This window comes from Guyparkeria sp., from assembly GCF_046540515.1.
Lineage (GTDB): Bacteria > Pseudomonadota > Gammaproteobacteria > Halothiobacillales > Halothiobacillaceae > Guyparkeria.
In genome coordinates this window covers 31,598-51,192 of record NZ_JBKHFB010000006.1, presented here as the reverse complement: position 1 = coordinate 51,192, position 19,595 = coordinate 31,598, and the positions used below count along the sequence as shown (strand labels likewise).

Genomic DNA, 19,595 nt, shown 5'->3' with positions numbered 1-19,595 from the left:
TGGGCATCTACCGCCAGCAGGTGATCGGCCGCAACCGGGTGATCATGCGCTGGCTGGCCCACCGCGGCGGGGCGCTGGACTTCGCCCACTGGCAACAGACCCATCCGGGCCAGCCGTTTCCCATCGCCGTCACGCTGGGGGCCGACCCGGCCACGATCCTCGGCGCGGTCACCCCGGTACCCGACACGCTCTCCGAGTACGCCTTCGCGGGCCTGTTGCGCGGCGAGCGCACCCGGCTGGTCGAGTGCCTGTCGCACGATCTGCTGGTGCCGGCGAACGCGGAGATCGTCCTCGAAGGGTTCATCCACCCGGAGGACACGGCCGTCGAAGGTCCCTACGGGGATCACACCGGCTACTACAACGAGACCGAGACCTTCCCGGTGATGACCATCGAGCGCATCACCCATCGCAAGAACCCGATCTACCACAGCACGCACACCGGCCGCCCGCCGGACGAGCCAGCCATCCTCGGCGTGGCGCTCAACGAGGTGTTCGTGCCGCTTATCCAGAAGCCGTTTCCGGAGATCGTCGACTTCTACCTGCCGCCGGAGGGATGTTCCTACCGGATGGCGGTGGTATCGATGAAAAAGCAGTATCCGGGCCACGCCAAGCGCGTGATGATGGGCGTGTGGAGCTTCCTGCGCCAGTTCATGTACACCAAGTTCGTCATCGTGGTCGACGACGACGTCGACCCGCGTTCCTGGGAGGACGTGATCTGGGCGATGACCACGCGCATGGACCCGGTGCGTGACACGCATCTCGTCGAGAACACCCCGATCGACTATCTCGACTTCGCCTCGCCCGTCTCCGGGCTGGGCGGCAAGATGGGGCTGGATGCCACCTCGAAATGGCCCGGCGAGACCGACCGGGAGTGGGGCCGGCCGATCCGGCCGGATCCGCAGGCCGAGCAGGCGATGGCAGCGGTGTTCGAGGCGGTGATGGCCCGGGCCGAGGCCGCAGGGAACGATTGAACCGCCGGTCTGCCGCGATCCCGGGGTGAGGCGTCAGTCGACCCTGTCGGCCGAGAGCACACAACGATTGCGACCCTGTTCCTTGGCCTGGTAGAGCGCATCGTCGGCACGCGTGAAGACCGTTTCCATCTCCTCGCCCGGGGCGAACTCGGCCAGCCCGCAGGAGGCGGTGACCCCGATCTCCTGACCGCGGTAGCGCAGCTTGGTGCGCGCGAGCTTTTCCCGGATGCGTTCGACCACTTTCATTGCCTCCTCGCCGTTTGCCCCGGGCAGCAGCATGACGAACTCCTCGCCGCCGAAACGCGCGATCATGTCGACGTCGCGGATCAGATCCATGAAGGTCTTGCCGACGATGATCAGGGTCTTGTCTCCGGCCTGGTGGCCGAGCTGGTCGTTGATCCTTTTGAAGTGGTCCAGGTCCCAGATGGCGAGCGTCAGCGGCGAGTTGTCACGGCGCATGCGTGCGGTTTCCAGCCGCACGCGGTGATCGAAGGCCAGCCGGTTGGGTAGCCCGGTGAGATTGTCGCGGAACAGTTTCGCCTCGCTCTGCTTGAGCTGTTCCTCGAGCATGCGGGTCTGGTCTTCCAGGCGCGCGAGCTTCGCCCGTAGCTGCTCGTTGTCCGCCTCGACGTCTTCCTGCCGGCGTTCCTCGGCTTGCTGGAAGGCCTGCACCTGCTGACGGATCCGGTCAATGCGTTCGCGCACGACCTGCCGGAGACCGTCCAGGTCATCGGCCGACTCGACCTGCTTGGTGATGTGGTCGACATGCTCGCGCAGCGAATCGTCCAGCTTGAGACGGGCGTCGCGTTGCACCGCGAGGTCGTCGGTCTGGGCCTGGCTGAACTGGTCGATGTCCGCCAGCGCCTCGGTGACCTGCTCGAGAAAGCGGGCCAGCTCACCCTTCTCCTTCTCGATGGCCTGGCGCATGTCATTGATCAGCGTGGCGACCCGGTCGATCAGGATGCTGGGCAGGGTGGTGTCGTTGGGGTCATCGATGGTATTGATGAGCCGCGCCCGTCTGCCCTCGAGCGAGTCGACGAAGGCGATGCGGTCGAGCAGCAGCGGCAGTACCTCGCGCACCTGCGCGGCCGAGCCGGCATGGGTGTCGTGGCTGGGTGGCGCAGCTTTTGGTGGTGCGTCGTCGGGCTGGCTGGCCTCGAGCTCGCGGATCCGCCGGGCGAGGTCCTCGATATCGCCCTTGAGGCGGCCGACCTCGAAGCCGTGCTCGTCCTGCTTGCGCGCCTTTTCGCGAATCCGGGCGGCGTCGTCGGCCAGCTCCGGGTAGGCCTTGTCGACGGCGAACAGGACCCGCGAGAGGGTGAGCTTGAGCAACCCGCCCAGCTCCTGATCATGGTCCTCCAGTCGGCCGACTTCGCCCAGCAGCTGTTCGTAACGCTGCCGGTAGTCGTCCGGTGCCGTCGACTCGGTGGGTGCCTCGGCCATCGTGGTGATCTCTCCCTCGCTCGTTTTTCAGGGTCGTCTGCCGGCGGTGTGGCGCGTCAAGCCTAGCCGGCTTTCCGCGGCGATGGTAGCGCGATGCTCATCGCGAGGGGGACGTGATCGGAGCCGCCGATCGGGCGTGCCTCGGTGCCGCGGATATCCAGCGACTGGCTCACGGCGATGTGGTCGATCGCACGCTGTGGACGCCAGCGCGGGTAGGTCAGCGGCGACCGGATGGGCAGCTTCAGGCCGTTATCGATGCACCACTGCTGCATGCCCGGGTCGTCCGGTTCGCAGTTGAAGTCCGCCATCACCACGACATAGCCGGGTACGTCGGCCAGCTCGCCCAGCTGGTCGAACTGCATCTGGCGGGCCCGACGACTCAGGGCAAGGTGGGTGTCGATCACCCGTAACGGGTGTCCATCCCAGCGGAAGTCCGCCACCAGCGCCCCGCGCCCGGGCATGCGCCCCGGCAGCGGGCATTGATCGATCGCCAGCGGCTGGATGCGGCTGATCAGACCCAGGGCGTGCTTGCCGAACTGGCCCAGATCGCGGTTGACCCGCACGGCCCAGTGCGGCAGCTCGGCCAGCTCGGCGAGGTGCTCGGCCTGGTTGAGAAAGCGACTGCGGATCGAGCCGGCGTCCGCCTCTTGCAGGCCGATGATGTCGAAGTGCGACAAGGTCGGCCCGATCGCCTCCAGGCTGCGGGTGCGGTCGGCACTCGGCAGCAGGTGCTTCCAGCCGCCGGTGAGGTAGTCGCGGTAGCGATGGGTGGCGATGCCGACCTGGATGTTGTGAGAGAGCAGGCGCAGCGGCTGATGGCCGCGCACGTCGATGAAGTCGTCGGGCCCGCCGCTGGCCGGGCTGCAACTCAGGCAGCGTCGGCTGGCCGCCCGGCCGATCATCCGCCCACCAGGGTCTCGCCGAGCCGCCGGGTGAGCTGCTCGTTCTCGCGGTAGTCGACCGGCACGTCGATGACGCAGACCGCCTCGCTGGCCATCGCGTCCTTGAGGATCGGCAACAGCCCGTCGCCGGATTCGACCCGGTAGCCCTTCGCGCCGAAGCTCTCGGCGAGCTGGACGAAATCCGGGTTGCCGAAGTGCACGCCGGTGGACCGGCCGAAACCGCGGCGCTGCTTCATGTCGATCAGCCCGTAGCCGCCGTCGTTCCAGATCAGGACGATGATCGGGGTCTTGCAGCGTACCGCGGTCTCGAGTTCCTGGACGTTCATCAGGAACCCGGCGTCACCGGTCGCGGCGACGATGTGCCGCTCCGGGTAGAGCAGCTTGGCGGCGATCGCGCCGGGCAGCGCAATGCCCATGCTGGCAAAGCCGTTGGAGATGATGCAGCTGTTGGGCCGCTCGGAGCGGTACATGCGCGCCAGCCACATCTTGTGGGCGCCGACGTCGGAGATGACGATGTCCCGGCTGGAGAGGGCCGTGCGCAGGTCCCAGATCAGCTTCTGCGGCTTGATCGGCAGGCAGTCGTCGTCCGCGTGCCGGTTCATGTCCTCGATCAGCGCCTCGCGCAGATCGCGGAAGGCCGGGCCCTCGTGCGGCGTGGTGAGCTCGCCCAGGCGTTGCATGGCGGTGTTGATGTCGCCGACGATGCTGGTGGCGACCGGATAGTGCGCGTCGACCTCGGCCGCTTCGGTGTCGACGTGGATGATCTGCCGGTCGCGGGTGGGATGCCACAGTTGGGGGTGGTACTCGACCAGGTCATAGCCGATGCAGACGATCACGTCGGCCTGGTCGAAGCCCACGTTGACGTAGTCCTTCGACTGCAGGCCCACCGAACCCAGTGCCATCGGGTGGCGGAACGGGATCACGCCCTTGGCCATGAAGGTGTTGGCCACCGGGATGTTGAGCCGTTCGGCGAGCGCCGCCAGGGCCTCGCTCGCCCCGGCCCGCACCACACCGTGCCCGGCGAGGATGATGGGGTGTCGCGCGCCGCTCAATGCCTCGGCGGCCTGCTCGAGGCAGGACTCGCGTGGCTGACTCGCGCCGTTGGAGGTCACCGGCAGGGGCGAGGCGTAGTCCGACTCCACCGGCATGGCGGCGACGTCCTCGGGCAACTCGATGAAGCTCGCGCCGCCCTTGCCGGCCTCGGCGAACTTGGCCGCCCGACGGACGGTTTCCGGGATCGCCGCGGGCGTGATCACCCGTGAGGCGTAGCGGGTGATCGGCTCGAACATCCGCACGAGATCCAGGACCTGGTGGGACTCCTTGTGCAGCCGGTCGATCCCGGCCTGGCCGGCAATGGCGATCAGAGGGGCGTGGTCCATGTTGGCATCCGCCACGCCGGTGACGAGATTCGTCGCCCCGGGCCCGAGGGTGGAGAAGCACACGCCCGGCTTGCCGGTCAGCCGGCCGACGATATCGGCCATGAACGCCGCACCCTGCTCGTGGCGGGTGACGACCAGCTCGATCGACGACTCGTTGAGGGCATCGACGAAGTCGAGGTTCTCCTCGCCGGGGATGCCGAAGACATAACGGACACCCTCGTTCTCCAGGCAGCGCAGCAGCAGCTGGGCTCCGGTTCTCACGGGGCGATCAGTCCCGCTCGTCACGGATCTGTTCGATCAGCGAATCGACTACATCGAGCATCTCGGCGTTGCCGCCGGCCAGCCGCCCGGTAACCAGGTAACGGCCATCGACCAGCAGCGCCGGCACGCCGCGCACCTGGGCGGCCTGGGCGATCTGGTTGGTCTTCCGGATGGCGTTCTGGGTGCCGAAGCCCTCGTAGGCGTCGAGGAATGCGTCGCGGTCGACGCCCTGCTCGGCGTAGAAGTCGGCGATCGCCTCGGCGTCCGTCAGGCGGGTGCCTTCCTCGTGGATGGCGTGAAAGACCTCGGCGTGCGTGTCGTCGACGGCATCGAGCTGCTCGGCGGCGTAGAACGCGCGGGTCAGCGGCAGCCAGTGTTCGCCCAGTGCCAGTGCGCGACGCTCGAAGATCACGTCCTCGTCGAGCCCTTCAAGCCAGGGCTCGAGTTCGGCCTCGAGGTAGTGGCAGTGCGGGCAGCCGTACCAGAAGAACTCCTGGACCAGCACCTTGCCCTCCGGCGAGCTGACGTCGGTCTTCACCTCCCGGTAGCCTTCCCCGTCGGTTGCCATGGCGGGCGCGGTCAGGATCAGGGCGACGGTCGTAAGCAGTGTGGCGGCCAGGCCCTTGAGACAGGTAGTGAATCGTGTGACGGGCATCGAGCGTCTCCGTGTGTCGGTCAGGACGGTGTGTTCGGTAGCGGCGGGGCAGTGGCCGTGCCGCCACCCCGGAACGAAGTATGGGGCAGGCCCGCTGCGATTGCAGCCGACTGCCCCATTGTCTGTACGGGCCCTGTCGGGATCAGAGTTCGCCGTAGGAATGCAGCCCCGAGAGGAACATGTTCACCCCGAGGAAGGCGAAGCTGGTGATGAACAGGCCGCCGATGCTCCACCAGGCCATGACCGGACCGCGCCAGCCCTTGGTCAGGCGCATGTGCAGCCAGGCGGCGTAGTTCAGCCAGACGATCAGGGCCCAGGTCTCCTTCGGATCCCAGCTCCAGTAGCCGCCCCAGGCCTCGGCCGCCCACATGGCGCCGAGGATGGTGGCGATGGTGAAGAAGGCGAAGCCCAGCGCGATGGCCTTGTACTGGATGTCGTCCATCACGGCCAGCGACGGCAGGCGGTCGTTGGGGCCGTCGCCGCCCATCTTGTACTTGATCAGGTAGGCGATGCCGACCATCGCGGCGATGGCGAAGGTGCCGTAGCCGACGAAGTTCGCCGGCACGTGGATCTTCATCCACCAGCTGTTGAGCGCAGGGACCAGCGGCTCGATGATGTGGGCCTGACGGTCGAACTGGTACCAGAGCAGGAACGCCAACGAGACGCCGACGATCAGCATGGCGAAGCCGCCCAGGCTGCGGTTGTTGTAACGCTTTTCGTAGTAGAGATACAGCAGGGCAGTGAACACGGCGAAGACGATGAACACCTCGTAGAGGTTGCTCACCGGGATGTGGCCGTAATCGAGGTTGATCAGGTAACCCTCGCGCCAGCGGGAGAAGAAGGCGACGAAGCCCATCACCGACCCGGTCCATACCAGTGCCGAGCCGACCTTCAGGCCGTACTCGGAGCGCGCCATCGTGGCGATGAAGTAGGTCGGGATCGACAGGATGTAGAGCGCGACCATCCACATCGTCGCCGAGGTGCTGGAGAGGAAATACTTGAACAGGAAGTTGGATTCCTGGAAGTCGGCCAGTCCGCCACGGCCCACCGGCCCGTCGGCGCCGAGGATGTTGTACTGCCAGACGGCGTAGGTGGAGATGATCGCCACGATACCTACCAGCCAGCGGGTCGCCGGCCAGACCCAGCCGAGAAAGCCCAGGCCGAGCGCGGTGCCGAACAGGGTGCTGGTGGTGTAGACGTCGAGCGACTCGCTGTACTGGGCGTAGCCGATGCCGGCAATCACCAGCATCGCCACCGCCCAGAGCACGTCGATCAGGCCAATGTGCCGTGGCGACGGCAGGTTGGACGTGGGTTGATAGCCGTTGACCATCTGTTCGTTCGGGACAGACATCGTGGTTTCTCCTGCGCGGATTGTCCGGCGCCTCTAGCCCTTGCCGGGCGTCGTGGACGCGTCGTTCTGGTCGTTGGACCCGGTCTGACGCATGAGTTCATCGCTGAACTGGGCGAAGGCCTGGTCGAAGTCGATGTTCTTGCGGGCATCCGTGCCGGCGACCACCACCCGGTGGTGCGTCGGCCGGTCATCATCGGTCAAGCCGGCCGGTTTGATCAACACCCACAGTCGACGATAGTGGATGTAGAACAGCATGAAGATGCCGAGGGTCAGCATCAGCGAACCCAGGTACACCCAGAACATGCCCGGCGCCCGCGTGACCTCGAGGCCGGTCGACTGGATGTGATTGAAGCCGGTGGGCGCGACGAAGATGGGCGAGCCGTAGTTCGGAATGACGGTCACCACATCGAGAGCCTTCTCGAAGAATTCCTCGTCGCGGTCGCCGAAGTCCTCGACGCCCTGTTCCTGAAGGGTCTCCATGTAGGCGCGCATCAGGACCGACTGGACCACGCGGAAGGACGATTCACGTGCCTGCTCGGCCATCTCCGGCGGCATGTCGCGTTCGGCCAGCTGCTGCTCGACCTGTTCGCCCAGCCTGGAGAAGCCCTGCTCGACGAAGGTCTCGACCATATCGGCGATCGAGCGGGCCGCGGAACTCTGTGCCGCGCCACCCTGGTTGCCCTGCGGGGTCTGCGCGACCAGCTCGGCCGCGATCCGGGTGATCTCGTCGCGATCCTTGAGCGTCGCGTAGAACGCCATGAACGTCTCGAGCGAGTCGTTGCGGTCGGCCGGGATGAACAGGAACTGCTGCTGGGCGCCAACCTCGGGGGTCACGCCGCTGAGGAAATACTTGGTGCCGTCGAAGTCGACCGGCTGGAAGTAGTTCTCGTACTCGATGGCCTGACCGGAGCCGTCGCGCAGGCGGAACGTCACCGACGGACCGAAGTTGGTGTTCTCGGTGTTGCCGTCCGGACCTTCGGTGGGGTTGACGTTGAACAGCGAGAAATCGCGGAACTCGAGGGTGTACTTCTCGTCCTCGAACTCGAAGGTCCGCTCCTTGTTGACCGTGCCCTCCAGTTCCTGCTTGGTGCCGGCCTTGCCGAACAGCTGCCAGGCGTCGAACTCGAGCTCCGTGCCGCCGTCGCCGAAGCTCGACTGGAAGATGTTGTAGCCCTTGTACTTGAGCGGGTGGTTGACCCGGATGGTTTCCTCGATCACCTCGCCGGTTTCCTTGTCGGTGAGCTTGAGGTCCGAGTTGAAGGACTTGGGCATGCCGGTGTCGTAGTGTTCGATGTGGAAGTCCTCCACCTCGATCTTGAACGGCAGGTTCTGCACCACGTAGCCGTCCTTCAGGCCGATGAAGGCCACGTCGCCCCACTTGCCCTCGGGAATGTTCACCGAACCGCGAAAGCCGGCCAGCGCACCCGGCGGCAGGTGGGATTCCTCGGGCACCTGACTGACCGGCAGATCACGGGTCTCGACCTCGACCACGCCCAGCATGTTGAGCGTCTTGAGGTACATCTTGCTGTCGATCAGCCCGCCGACCAGGATCACCACCATGCCAAGGTGGGTGAGCACGTAACCGATGCGGTTCATGCCGCCCTTGCGTGCCGCCACCAGGATTTCGCCGTCACGTTCCTTGACTCGCGCCTTGTAGCCCAGCTGGCCGAACAGTGCCTGGGTGCGCTCGACGATGGTCGCTGCCGGCAGGTCGCTCTGGTATTGCCGGGAATGGGCGAAGGCGCGCAGCGACTTGTCCTGTGCGTTGAGGCGGAAGCTCCGGATGTCACGCATGAAGCCCGGGGCGTTGCGGATCAGGCAGGCGCTGGTCGAGGCGAGCAGGAACAGCAGGATGGCCACGAACCAGCCCACCGAGTAGACATCGTAGAGCCCCAGGGTGTTGAACACCTCGAACCAGAACGGGCCGAACTCGATCAGGTAGTCGTTGAACGGCTGGTTCTGCTGCAGCACGGTGCCGATCACCGAGGCGATCGCCAGGATCGAGAGCAGCGCGATGGCCAGGTTCATCGACGTGAGCCAGGTGTACAGGCGCGAGCCAAGGCTGCGGCGGCGTTTGCGGGCGGTTTGGGCCTGGGAGGTCATCGGCTAGCCTTCGCGGGATCGGGTCGGTGTTTGGGGCGGCGGTCGGCATCGGGATGCGTTCGCCAGCCTACTCAGACGCCGGGAGGTGCCCCGGGTTCCCCGCTGGGGAGGAATCGCGGCGCGTCCCGGCCGGGGCGCGCTCAGTCGAGGCTGGCGATGTGCGCGGCCAGCGCGTCGATCTCTTCGTCGGACAGATCGGCGGCCAGCGGGATCATAATCTCCGCTTGGCCGTGGTCGCGGTCGCCGCTACGGTAGCCCTTGAGTGACTGGGCGACGTAGTCGGCCGACAGTCCGCGCAGTGCGGGGAAGCCGGCGGGCTGGTTGCCGTGGCCTTCGCTGTGGTGGCAGGCCGCGCAGGCGGCGACCTCATCGCGTCCCTGGTGGTACAGATCGGCGCCGAGTTCCGAGCCTTCGCCGGCCGGGCTGGCCACCTTGCGCTCCTGGGCGGCGTAGTAGGCGGCGATGTCCTCGATCTGCTGGTCGCTGAGACCGGAGGCCTGACCGCTCATGATGGCGTTCTCGCGCTCGCCGTCCCGATAGGCCGTCAGTTGCGCGGCCACGTACTTGGCCGGCTGGCCTGCCAGTGACGGAAAGGCGGGATTGTTGCTGTTTCCCTTGTCGCCGTGGCAGGAGGCGCAGGATTGGGCGGCCTCGCGCCCGGCCTTGATCGAGCCATCGTCACTGGCCTGTGCGGCGCCGGCGAAAAAGGAAAGCCCCAGGAGCATGCCGGCGGTGAAACGGCCGCGCCGCGGCATCGGGTGAACTGCTGTCATCATCGCTAACGATCTCGTTGTGGTTTCGCGTTCGGCCGGCCCTGGCCGTTGAAGTGGTTTGCAAGGCGCCCCAAAAATACAGGTGCCTGGCCTAGTGTTTCACTGCGTTATTCCCAGAATGAATTTCCGGGCATCGTCAAAACGACCCGTAATCAAACCGCATAAGTCACTCGCTTGCAACCTCGCGGCGTGGCAGGATGCCAGCATCCGGATGTGGGCCCGTTTGCGCCCCTTCTCCTTCAAAGCCTGGTTGAACCGCATGACCGACGACTCCACTCGACACCAGCGCCGCCTGTTCGACGCCGCTTCCTTCATCAAGAGCGCCCCACGCCTGACCGACATCGGCGAGGACGTCGGCGCCGAGGTCGCCTTCGCCGGGCGCTCGAACGCCGGCAAGTCGACCGCCCTCAACGCCCTGGTCGGGCAGAAGGCCCTGGCGCGGACCTCGCGCACACCGGGTCGCACCCAGATGATCAACCTGTTCGGGCTCGGCGGCGAGACCGAGGGTGCCCGACGCCGACTGGTCGACCTGCCCGGCTACGGTTTTGCCAAGGTGCCCGAGCGGGTACGCCGTGCCTGGGGCGAGGCGATGGCGCAGTACTTCGCCGAACGACAGTCGCTGGTGGGCGTGGTGGTGATCATGGACATCCGCCACCCGCTCAAGGCGCTCGACCAGCAGATGATCGAGTACGCGATGGCGCGCGGGCTGCCGGTGCTGGCCCTGCTGACCAAGGCCGACAAGCTCGGCTTCGGCCAGGTCAAGCAGACGGTGGCGAAGCTGGCGCGCGAGCACCCGTTGCCCAACGGGCAGTGGATGGCCTTCTCGGGCACCAAGGGCACTCACGTGCGCGAGGTCCGTGACGTGATCAGCGCGTGGCTGGATCGCGCCCCGGACTGACGAGCGCTTCAGCGTGCCTCGATGGTGAGGTCGGCGACCAGCGGCAGGTGATCGGAGATACGCGGCACGATCGGGTCGCGGACCGCCTTGAGGGCCTGGGCGCGCAGTGGGCCGCGCATCCAGATCTGGTCGAGCGGCAGCAGCGGGCGCCCCGCCGGAAAGGTGCGTCGTGTCGGCAGTCGGGTCAGGTAGGGGTGCAGTGCGCCGAGGCTGCGGGCGCGCGGCAACCACTCGTTGAAGTCGCCGGCGAGCAACAGCGGCTCGTCGTCCGGCAGGTCGGCCAGCGCCGCGGCCAGTCGTCGCCCCTGCTCGCGTCGCTCGGCCAGGCCCAGACCGAGGTGGACCGCCCAGCAGTGCAGTTCGCCTTCCGGCAGGTCGAGTCGTGCCCGCAACGCCTGGCGTGGCTCGCGGCCGACGTGCGAAAGCTCGAGCGGATCTTCGGGGTGGATCGGCCAGCGCGACATGATCAGGTTGCCAAACCCGGTCACCTCGCCCGGGCGCTGCAGGCAGCCGCGCTCGTGCGTGGGGGCGAACAGCCAGTGCGGCAGGATCGGGGCGAGCGCTCGGAGCAGTCGGTCGTCGGCCGGCTCGGCGACCAGGTTCGCCTCCTGCAGGGCCACCACGTCGGGGGCGAGCAGACGCAGCACCCGGGCGGTGCGTTCCGGCGTGTAGCGGCCGCGGTGGTCGATGCAGCTGTGGATGTTCCAGGTCACGAATCGCAAGGGAAACTCTGCACGGTTCGATGGCATCTCTGGCTCGCGGGTTTGTTCGTAATCAAGGCGCCGGACCGAAGACGGGCTCGTTGCCCGTCGAGGGACGGCAACGCCGAGTGCGGGCAAACCCGCGAGCCCCGTCCGGGCGGGGCTCCAAGGGCCCATCTGCGGCGTTGCAGCCCTTGTAAAAGGCGACGGCCCTTCACGGCGGACTGCACCTTGCATCTGCACCCTTGGAGGTCCCGCAGAGACGTCATCGAATCGTACAGAGTTTCCCCAAGCGGCGCCCGTCGGCCGTCATGACGCCCCCGAGGCCTGATCCCGCAGGGCCAGCCAGCGTGACAGCCCCCAGCCGATTCCGATGAACGCGATGGTGATCAGCGCCAGCACGCCGATGGTGGTCGGTGACGGATCGAGCAGGGTGCGCAGCAACTGGTCTGAGAACAGGGTCAGCGCAATCGTGCCAGGCGCGAGCCCGGCAAGGGTGCCGACCAGGAAGTCGCGGACGCGGATGTGGGTGGCCCCGGCAACCAGGTTGACCACGGCAAACGGCGCCAGTGGCACCAGTCGCAGCGAGAACACGGTGAGGATGCCGCGACGGGCGAGCATGCGAGAGAGCTGGTCGAGACGTTTTCCCGCCAGTCGGCGCAGGGCCTCGGCGCCGAGGAACTGCCCGGCGAAGAACCCGGTCAGTGCGGCGAGCGCCAGCGCACCGTAGGCCAAGCCGAAGCCGACCCAGGCACCAAACAGCAATCCGGCGATCACCACCACCGGTGTGGCCGGCATGCCCAGCAGCAGTCCGGTCACCGCCAGGCCGAAAAAGACCCAGGTGCCGCCGGGCGCGTCGCGCACTCCCGCCAGCCATTCCAGGAGTTCGCGCGGGGCGATCGTCTCGCCCAGCGGCGTGAACTTGAGCAGCGCGGCGACCGCCACGAACAGCGCGATCAGCAGCGCAAACCCGGCCGCCTTGCGTCGCACGGGCCGGCGCGCCTTCTTCTCGATGAACATGTCGATCAGCTCCTCCGGTGGTCGGGCGCGCTCGGGGTCGATTACCGCGGCGTCGGGCATCTGGCGATCGAGGGCCGGGTCGAGCGTGATGGTCAGGGGCTCGAGCCAGCGCTCGTTGCCCGGACGGTTCAACGCGTCGATCGCGCCGGCCACCGAGCCCTGCGCCGCTTCTTCGGCCTTCGCGACCGCCTCGGGCGGGCAGCCGAGATGCTCGGCGAGCAGTTCCTGGCGCATGGCGGTAACGGCCGCGCGGCTTTCCTCGCACTCCCCGAGCAGCGACAGGTTCAGTTCGCTGTCGAAGCCCATCGAGCGGTTCGAGGTGTTCGCCGAGCCGAGGTTGATCTCGCGGTCGTCGCCGATGACCAGCTTGGAGTGCAGGCTGACCATCTTCGGTTCCAGGTCGGCGACTGCCGGGTAGTAGAGTCGCAGTCGGCCGTGCCGGTCGGCCTGGCGCAGGCGTTCGATCAGTCGCGCGCGCAGCACGTCCATGGTCAGACGCTCGAGCCAGCCATCCTTTTCCCTTGGGAGCAGCAGGATCACCTCTGGGCCGTCCTCGTCGGCGAGCCGCTCGATCAGGGCCTCGCCGATACGGTGGCTGGTGAAGTACTGGTTCTCGATGTAGATGCTCCGGCGAGCCGTGCGGATCAGTCGCAGCAGCCGGGTCTCGATTTCGCGTACTTCCGGCTGGTCGTGCCACGCCGGGAGCGTGCGGGCGATGCCGACCCGGGCGTCGCGCAGGGCGACGGCGACGTGCGCCTCCGGCCAGGGGGCCGGCCCGTCGATCTCCCCGGGCGGGTCGAGTCGCTCGCCGGTGGCGCGCTGCCAGCGGTCACGTGCCAGCTCGCCGAGATCGCGGCAGACCGGGCCGGTGACGGCGAAGGCGAGATCGTGGAACGGCGGATAGGGGTGGCCATCCGGGTCGCGTCGCAACGGCTCGTCCGCGGCGTGCGCGCGTCGGTCCCAGCGCCATTTGGACGGATCGAAGCCGCCGACGAGAGCGGCATGGTCGTCGATGACCAGCAGTTTCTGGTGCTGCGAGGCCCCCAGCGGGTGCTCGCCGTCGTAGCGCACCTTGAGCCGCGGGTGGCGGGACATCGGGCGCGAGAACCGCGGCAGCCATTCGCGTTCGAAGGCGTAGATCATGGCGAAGTCCCAGGGCAGCAGGTGGATCGTCAGCCCCGGGTTTTCCGCCAGTGCGGCGTGCAGGACGGCGGTCAGGTGGCAGGGGGCCCGGTCGGCATGGCAGGGGCGCTGCATCTCGACCCGGCTGTCGACGTCCCAGCACAGGATGACGGCCTGCCGACGGGCCTGCGCCAGCATCTCGGCGAACGCCGGAAACCAGTGCTCGCCGTCGACCACCAGGCCGAGCCGGTCGGCCCGGCCGGTGCGCCAGAAGCCCTCGGGCGGGGTGCCGTCGTTGCGATCGGTTGTCGTCATGCCGGCGTTGGTGCCTCCGCTGCGAATCTCGGATTAGATCGTAGCTCACCCGGCCGGGCAGGAGCGGCAGACTCCGCGCTCGTCAGGCGCCCAGAAGCGTCCACCAGGTCAGCGCCGAGATCGCGAGCCACGCCAGCGGCAATGCCAGCAGCAGGGCCCGAAGCGGCCAGCGGTCGTCCCCGGGCAGGCAGGCGGCCAGCAGCAGGCCGATCGTGGCGATGGCCGTGGGATCGGGGGTGACGGCAACGAGTTCCGCGCCCGCCAGTGGTCGGTCGGCCATCAACCAGGCGAGCGGGTGGAGCAACAGTCCCCAGACAAGCAGCCCCAGCCCCAGCCAGTGGCGCGGCCGGGCCGGCCGGGCGAACGCCAGGCCCGGTCCGGGCCAGGCCAGGAGCAGCAGTCCGACGGCCTGCACCGCGAACAGGCCGGCAAAGCCGGGCGCGGCCAGATTGATTTCCGCATACAGGCCGAAGAACCACCATGCCACCCAGCCCCAGGCGGCCGCCAGCAGCAAAGCGGCCAACCGGTGAGCCGCCTGCCGGGGCCAGATCGCGAGCGCGAGCATGGCCAGGATGAGGCCGCCGATCAGCCAGTGGCCCGGCCAGAGCGCCTCGTTGACCCGCTCGATCAGCCGGGCATAGGTGCTCGGCGAGAACATCAGCAGATCGGCCAGACGGTAGCTGAGCCAGGTGTCCATGGCGGTTTTCAGAGTTCCCGCAGGAACTCGATCATGCGTCGACGGGTGGCCTCGTCGGGTAGCGGGCCGCGCAACGCGGTCATGTTCTCGCGCATGTGTTCGACCCGGCTGGTGGCCGGGATCGCGCAGGTCACGCCCGGGTGGGCGATCAGGAACTTGAGCAGGAGGTCCGCCCAGTTGTCCAGTCCGGCCCCCTTGGCCCAGTCGGGGAAGGGCTCGCGCTTGACCCGGTCGATCAGGCGGCCGCCCTGGAAGGGGCGATTGGCGATGAAGGCGATGCCGCGCTCCCGGGCGAGCGGCAGCAGGCGTTGCTCGGCCTCGCGGTTGGCCAGGCTGTAACTCGCCTGCACGAAGTCGATCGGTCGCTCGCGCATGATCCGCTCGATCTCGGCATGCCGACGCCCGTGCGAGGTGGTGATGCCGACGAAGCGGATGCGGCCTTGCTTGCGCATCTCGAGGAGATGCTCCAGGTGGGGTTCCCAGGCAACCAGGTTGTGCACCTGCATCAGGTCCATTCGATCACGGCCCCAGCGGCGTTCGGACTGGGTGACCTGTTCGTCGGTCGCATCCCCATCCGGTGTCCAGACCTTCGAGGCGGCGAACACGGGAGGGTCGCCGCCGATCTCGGCCAGCGCATGACCGACCACCGCCTCCGACGAACCGTACATGGGTGATGAGTCGACCAGCTCGCCACCGGCCTCGAAGAAGGTGCGCAGTATCTCGGTGCGCTGTTTCCGTGCCTTCGCGTCCGAACCGACGTTGAAGGTGATCCATGTGCCCATGCCGATGGCCGGCAGTTCGCTTTCGTCAGGCAGGCGGCGGGTGACGAGGCGTTCCTTGTCCTCTTCTGCCATTGCGTGGCCGGGTGGGCCGGGCAGCCAGCTGGCGCCCAGACCCGCCGCGGCCAGCCGCAGCACTCGACGTCGGGACGGGTTGGTTTCAGGCATGGTCGAACCTTGTGAGGGTGTAGACCCAGACCATAGTGGCCGGGGTCGCGGGTGGCCAGTCGTCAGATGTGATTTCTCGATCGGCTGGTCATGCGCCACAGACCAGGGAGATTGTAGGTGCGAATCCGACGCCGCTGTGCCCTGCCCGGTCGTTCCGATCAACGCATGCTTCAGGGCCACGACATTCGGCAAGGCGTTGCTTCGCCATCCGGTCTCGGGAAAGGCCACACGGCGGGCGGTGATCGAGTCCGCCCGATTACCGGAAAGGTAATATTCAAATATTTGATAATACTAGGCTTACTTCTGATTACGCCTCTGCTTTCAACACGTTAAGCTGTCGGATATGTTGTGACCGCATTGCCATTGCGGTCTTGTCGTGAAGGACCACGAAGCGTCGGACGTCAACCGTTGCACGAGCGCCGGCTTATCAGACCAGGGACGGACAAGGGCCGATGGAAATCAAGGGACGATCACCGGAGTTGAAGGCGGCGGACCCGCTCGGACGAATCATCGGATGGTTCCGTTCGTTGCGTGCGCTGATGGTGATTGCCGCGCTGGCCGTTTCGCTGCTGGTCACCGCTGCGGTGTATCTGGCAACAGAGGCGGTCTTCACCCAGGCGGTACAACGTGCCAGCGTGCAGAACGCCCGTGTGCTGGCCGATGGCACTTTCAATGCCATGTATCAAATCATGCGCCAGGGCTGGACGCGCGATCAGCTCAACGAGTTTCTCGACTCACTCAACCAGCGTGCCGACCCCGGTGCCGTGATCAATGTCTATCGCGGGGCACGGGTCAATGAGCTGTTCGGTCGCATCGAGCAGCCCGCCCCGGACAAGACCGCCATGGCGGCATTCGATTCGAGACGAACCCACGTTGATGCCGGGACGGAAATGGTGCGTTACGACCGACCGCTGGTCGCTGACGCCGAGTGTCTCCAATGCCACGTCAACGCTCAGTCCGGCGATGTGCTCGGTGTGCTCTCCATCCGCCAGCCGATCGGGCCGATGATCGAGCAGGCGCATGACGAGTTGGTCGACCGCCTGATGCTGATCGTGCCCGCCCCGCTGTTGGCAGCCTTGCTCGTTGCCGGGCTGCTGAGCTGGCGGCTGGGGCGGTCGGTCAGGCGGCTGAACCGGTCGGTGGAACAGGTCAACCGGGTCGAGGATCTGGCTGACCTGCGTTTTGCCGGTGCCTCGACCGGCTTTACGGAGCTCGACGACGTGCTCTCGCGCGTCGATGTGCTGACCGACAAGGTCCGCCACGTGGCGATCGACCGCAACCTGCTCGAGTTCGAGATCGGCCTGCTCGAGCATTTCGTCATCACCTCGGACGTGGTGCGCGACTGGCGCCGCTACGTGCGCGACCTGCTCGAGGAGATCAATCGCCAGTTCACCGTGCACGGCGTGTTCACCGCCTTCTCGATCGCCGATCGACCGGTCGGCGTGGACGTGTTCTGGCACGGACCGGTCGACGAGGTGGTTGTCGCGCGCCTGGATCAGGAGATCGGTCGGCGGGTCGGCGAGGGTCTCGGTGGCCAGGTCCATGAGGTCACCCCCCGGCAGCACCCCGGCAAGGACGGCCTGCCGGTCAGCGATGCCGGCCGCCTCGACCTGCACACCAAGACCCTCTCGATGGACCTGCCGCCGATGCGGGGCATGGTCGGTCTGATCGTGCCCATGGGCGAGGCGCGCGTGCCGGTGAAAAAGCTGGTGATCGAGTCGATTCTCTCGACGTTGATCAACGTCGTCGGCTCGGTGCGGGCGATCGAGCGCCACACCGAGGATCTCGAGTATTTCGCCACCCGCGATCCGCTCACCCGCCTGTACAACCAGCGCATGTTCTGGTCGCTGCTCGACTACGAGATCGGTCGCGCCCGGCGTCACGAGAGCCGTTTCGGGCTGATGGTGATCGACCTTGACGACTTCAAGCGGGTCAACGATCGCTACGGTCACGGCTTCGGCGACGACTACCTCCGCCGGATTGCCGACCTGCTCAATGACGGCCTGCGCGACGGCGACATCGTCGCGCGCTACGGCGGCGACGAGTTCGTCGCGATCCTGCCCGATGCCGACGATGCTGCCGCCGAGCAGGTGGCCGACCGACTGCTTGCCCGCGCCCAGAAGACCGCGATCGCCGCACCGGACGGCGAGTCGCTGCGGTTGTCGTTGTCGGTTGGCCTGGCCGTGGGGCCGATGGACGCGGCCGATCCGGCCTCGACGCAGGCGTTGTTCTCGCTGGCCGACCAGGCGATGTACCGCGCCAAGGCCGCCGGCAAGAACCGACTGGCGGTGGCCAACCGCGATGAGGTCCGCGCCCTCGATCAGGCCGGCGGCGGGACGCCGGAGGCGTTTGCCATCCTCGACCCGGCGACGGTGTCGGTGGTCTACCAGTCGATCCGGCGTGCCGACGGCGAGGTGATGGGCGCCGAGGCCTTCGCCCGGGCCCGTGTCGGCGACCGTCTGGTGCCCGCGGCAGAGTTCGTGCGTGCCCTGGATCGCGACCAGCTGATCGATGCGGTCGATCGGCAGGTGGTCGAGCGTGTGCTGGATGACCCGGCAATCCGCTGTTTCGCCGGCCAGCTGTTCTTCAATGTGGCGCCCACCAGCCTGATGGAGGCGCGGTTCGTCGACTTCCTGCTGGATGCGGTCGAGCGCTCTGCGCTGGCGGCCGAGCAAGTGGTGATCGAAATCAGCGAGAGCCCGCTGGCCGGCGAGATCGGAGCGCTTGCCGGGCCGCTGGCGGACCTGCGTGCCGCAGGCGTGGGCCTGGCGATCGATCACGCCGGTTCCGGGCGCGAGACACTCAGTTACCTGCGCCGCTTCGATGTGGACTACGTCAAGATCGAGGCCGACTGGCTGTGCGACCGAAAGGTCAGCCGGCGCGACCGCGCCTTCATTGACGGCCTGCTGACCATCGCCGAGACCCTGGGAGTGACCGTCATCGCCCACAATGTCGAGACCGACGGGCAGGTCGAATTGATCCGCGGGTTGGCGATCGACCTGATGCAGGGCTACCGCTTCGCCCGCGAGGCCCCCGTCCTGCCGGTGGTGCGGACGGCGGCGATCAGTGGCCGGGGTGGGCGAGTGTGATGTCGCCGAGGCGTTCGCCGGCCTGTTCGCGGGCCAGGCGCAGGAAGGCGTCCAGGTAGGCGAGCCGGTGCTCGTCGCGGCGCACCGCCAGGTGCATGGTGGCGGTCAGCCCGTCACCCAGCGGCCGGGCGATGACCGTGCCACGGGTCAGCTCGTCGCTGATCGCCCACTTGGGCAGGGCGGCCACTCCGTGACCGCTGGCGACCCATTGGGCGATCATCGCGGTCAGCTCCGAGCGGCGTGACCCCGCCGGTTCGACGCCCGCCGGGTCGAGAAAGCGGCGGTAGATGTCGAGCCGCTCGCGTTCGACCGGGTAGCTGATCACCGTCTGATCAGCCAGCATGTCGGGCGTGATGCGCACCTCGGCGGCCAGGGGGTGGCCGGGGGCGAGCGTCAGTACGACCGGATAGTGGAACAGTGGCTCGAAGTGCAGTTCGGGGTCGTCGACCGGGTCGGAGCTGATCACGCCGTCGAGCTGGCCACGGCGCAGCGCGTCGATGGCATCGAAGCTGAACGACATCGACAGGTCGGTCTCGATCGAGGGCCACTGGGCGCGGTAACGCTCCAGCGTGGGGATCAGCCAGGTGAAGCAGGAATGGCACTCCAGTGCCAGGAACAATCGTCCGGTGGCCCCGCCGGCGATCTGCCGCAGGTCGCGGTCGAGCCGGTCGATCTCCGGGAGCACCGCGGTGGCCGCGGCCAGCAGGCGCCGGCCGGCCTCGGTCAGCCGCATGGGGCGCGAGCTGCGCGAGAACAGCGGTGTCTCGTAGTAGGACTCCAGCGCCCGGATCTGGTGCGACAGCGCCGACTGCGTCAGGTGCAGGCGTTCGGCTGCCGCGGCCAGCGAGCCGGTCTGCTCGATCGCGCGAATGGTCTTCAGGTGGCGCAGTTCCAGGAACATGGATTTTCTCCTGGGACTCCCTGCTCGGGATCCGATGCCGGTCTGCAAGCGTGGAGCCGGGCAGTAG

At 67.3% G+C, this 19,595-nt stretch carries 15 protein-coding genes; 3 read left to right on the top strand and 12 right to left on the bottom strand.

Features of this window, described 5'->3' with window-relative positions; translation table 11 throughout:
* Window positions 1–971, top strand: a 971-nt coding sequence (locus ACLFRM_RS01565; RefSeq protein WP_410753868.1) for a UbiD family decarboxylase, incomplete at its 5' end; no start/stop codon positions are given.
* 33 nt (window positions 972–1,004) lie between these two features.
* On the opposite strand, the gene ACLFRM_RS01560 is transcribed toward ACLFRM_RS01565, so the two are convergent.
* The 7 genes from ACLFRM_RS01560 to ACLFRM_RS01530 all read right to left on the bottom strand — a co-directional run bounded on the left by ACLFRM_RS01560 (window position 1,005) and on the right by ACLFRM_RS01530 (window position 9,841).
* The gene (locus ACLFRM_RS01560; RefSeq protein ID WP_410753867.1) at window positions 1,005–2,414 is read right to left on the bottom strand and encodes a diguanylate cyclase; all 1,410 of its coding nucleotides are present in this window, start codon (window positions 2,412–2,414) and stop codon (window positions 1,005–1,007) included.
* A gap of 62 nt (window positions 2,415–2,476) precedes the next feature.
* Window positions 2,477–3,316 (bottom strand): endonuclease/exonuclease/phosphatase family protein, encoded by an 840-nt coding sequence (locus ACLFRM_RS01555; protein WP_410753866.1) that lies wholly within the window; start codon window positions 3,314–3,316, stop codon window positions 2,477–2,479.
* Window positions 3,313–4,956: an acetolactate synthase large subunit gene (locus ACLFRM_RS01550; protein ID WP_410753865.1), complete on the bottom strand. Its 1,644-nt coding sequence runs from the start codon at window positions 4,954–4,956 to the stop codon at window positions 3,313–3,315. The genes ACLFRM_RS01555 and ACLFRM_RS01550 overlap by 4 nt, the downstream gene beginning before the upstream one ends.
* A gap of 7 nt (window positions 4,957–4,963) precedes the next feature.
* Window positions 4,964–5,611, bottom strand: a complete 648-nt coding sequence (locus tag ACLFRM_RS01545) for a thiol:disulfide interchange protein DsbA/DsbL (RefSeq protein WP_410753864.1) — start codon at window positions 5,609–5,611, stop codon at window positions 4,964–4,966.
* A 142-nt stretch (window positions 5,612–5,753) separates the two neighbouring features.
* On the bottom strand, window positions 5,754–6,962 hold the full coding sequence (gene ccsB, locus ACLFRM_RS01540; RefSeq protein ID WP_410753863.1) for a c-type cytochrome biogenesis protein CcsB: 1,209 nt from the start codon (window positions 6,960–6,962) through the stop codon (window positions 5,754–5,756).
* Window positions 6,963–6,995: 33 nt separating this feature from the next.
* Window positions 6,996–8,990 carry a cytochrome c biogenesis protein ResB gene (locus tag ACLFRM_RS01535; protein ID WP_410753862.1) on the bottom strand — a complete coding sequence of 665 codons (1,995 nt, stop codon included), beginning with the start codon at window positions 8,988–8,990 and terminating at the stop codon, window positions 6,996–6,998.
* Between the two features lie 215 nt (window positions 8,991–9,205).
* Window positions 9,206–9,841: a c-type cytochrome gene (locus tag ACLFRM_RS01530; RefSeq protein WP_410753860.1), complete on the bottom strand. Its 636-nt coding sequence runs from the start codon at window positions 9,839–9,841 to the stop codon at window positions 9,206–9,208.
* Between the two features lie 256 nt (window positions 9,842–10,097).
* On the opposite strand from ACLFRM_RS01530, the gene yihA reads away from it, so the two are divergent.
* On the top strand, window positions 10,098–10,736 hold the full coding sequence (gene yihA, locus ACLFRM_RS01525; protein WP_410753859.1) for a ribosome biogenesis GTP-binding protein YihA/YsxC: 639 nt from the start codon (window positions 10,098–10,100) through the stop codon (window positions 10,734–10,736).
* A gap of 8 nt (window positions 10,737–10,744) precedes the next feature.
* Here yihA and ACLFRM_RS01520 read toward each other — a convergent pair whose 3' ends face one another.
* The 4 genes from ACLFRM_RS01520 to ACLFRM_RS01505 form a co-directional block, all read right to left on the bottom strand.
* Window positions 10,745–11,449: an endonuclease/exonuclease/phosphatase family protein gene (locus ACLFRM_RS01520; protein ID WP_410753869.1), complete on the bottom strand. Its 705-nt coding sequence runs from the start codon at window positions 11,447–11,449 to the stop codon at window positions 10,745–10,747.
* Between the two features lie 297 nt (window positions 11,450–11,746).
* The gene (locus ACLFRM_RS01515; protein WP_410753858.1) at window positions 11,747–13,894 is read right to left on the bottom strand and encodes a VTT domain-containing protein; all 2,148 of its coding nucleotides are present in this window, start codon (window positions 13,892–13,894) and stop codon (window positions 11,747–11,749) included.
* 82 nt (window positions 13,895–13,976) lie between these two features.
* Window positions 13,977–14,591, bottom strand: coding sequence for a DUF6064 family protein (locus tag ACLFRM_RS01510; RefSeq protein ID WP_410753857.1), 615 nt, complete (start codon window positions 14,589–14,591; stop codon window positions 13,977–13,979).
* Between the two features lie 8 nt (window positions 14,592–14,599).
* Window positions 14,600–15,538 (bottom strand): aldo/keto reductase, encoded by a 939-nt coding sequence (locus ACLFRM_RS01505; RefSeq protein WP_410753856.1) that lies wholly within the window; start codon window positions 15,536–15,538, stop codon window positions 14,600–14,602.
* Between the two features lie 452 nt (window positions 15,539–15,990).
* Here ACLFRM_RS01505 and ACLFRM_RS01500 point away from each other — a divergent pair, with 452 nt between their 5' ends.
* The gene (locus tag ACLFRM_RS01500; RefSeq protein ID WP_410753854.1) at window positions 15,991–18,627 is read left to right on the top strand and encodes a diguanylate cyclase; all 2,637 of its coding nucleotides are present in this window, start codon (window positions 15,991–15,993) and stop codon (window positions 18,625–18,627) included.
* Here ACLFRM_RS01500 and ACLFRM_RS01495 read toward each other — a convergent pair.
* Window positions 18,602–19,528 carry a LysR family transcriptional regulator gene (locus ACLFRM_RS01495; RefSeq protein ID WP_410753853.1) on the bottom strand — a complete coding sequence of 309 codons (927 nt, stop codon included), beginning with the start codon at window positions 19,526–19,528 and terminating at the stop codon, window positions 18,602–18,604. The two genes, ACLFRM_RS01500 and ACLFRM_RS01495, sit on opposite strands and share 26 nt — an antisense overlap.
* Between the last annotated feature and the right edge of the window lie 67 nt (window positions 19,529–19,595).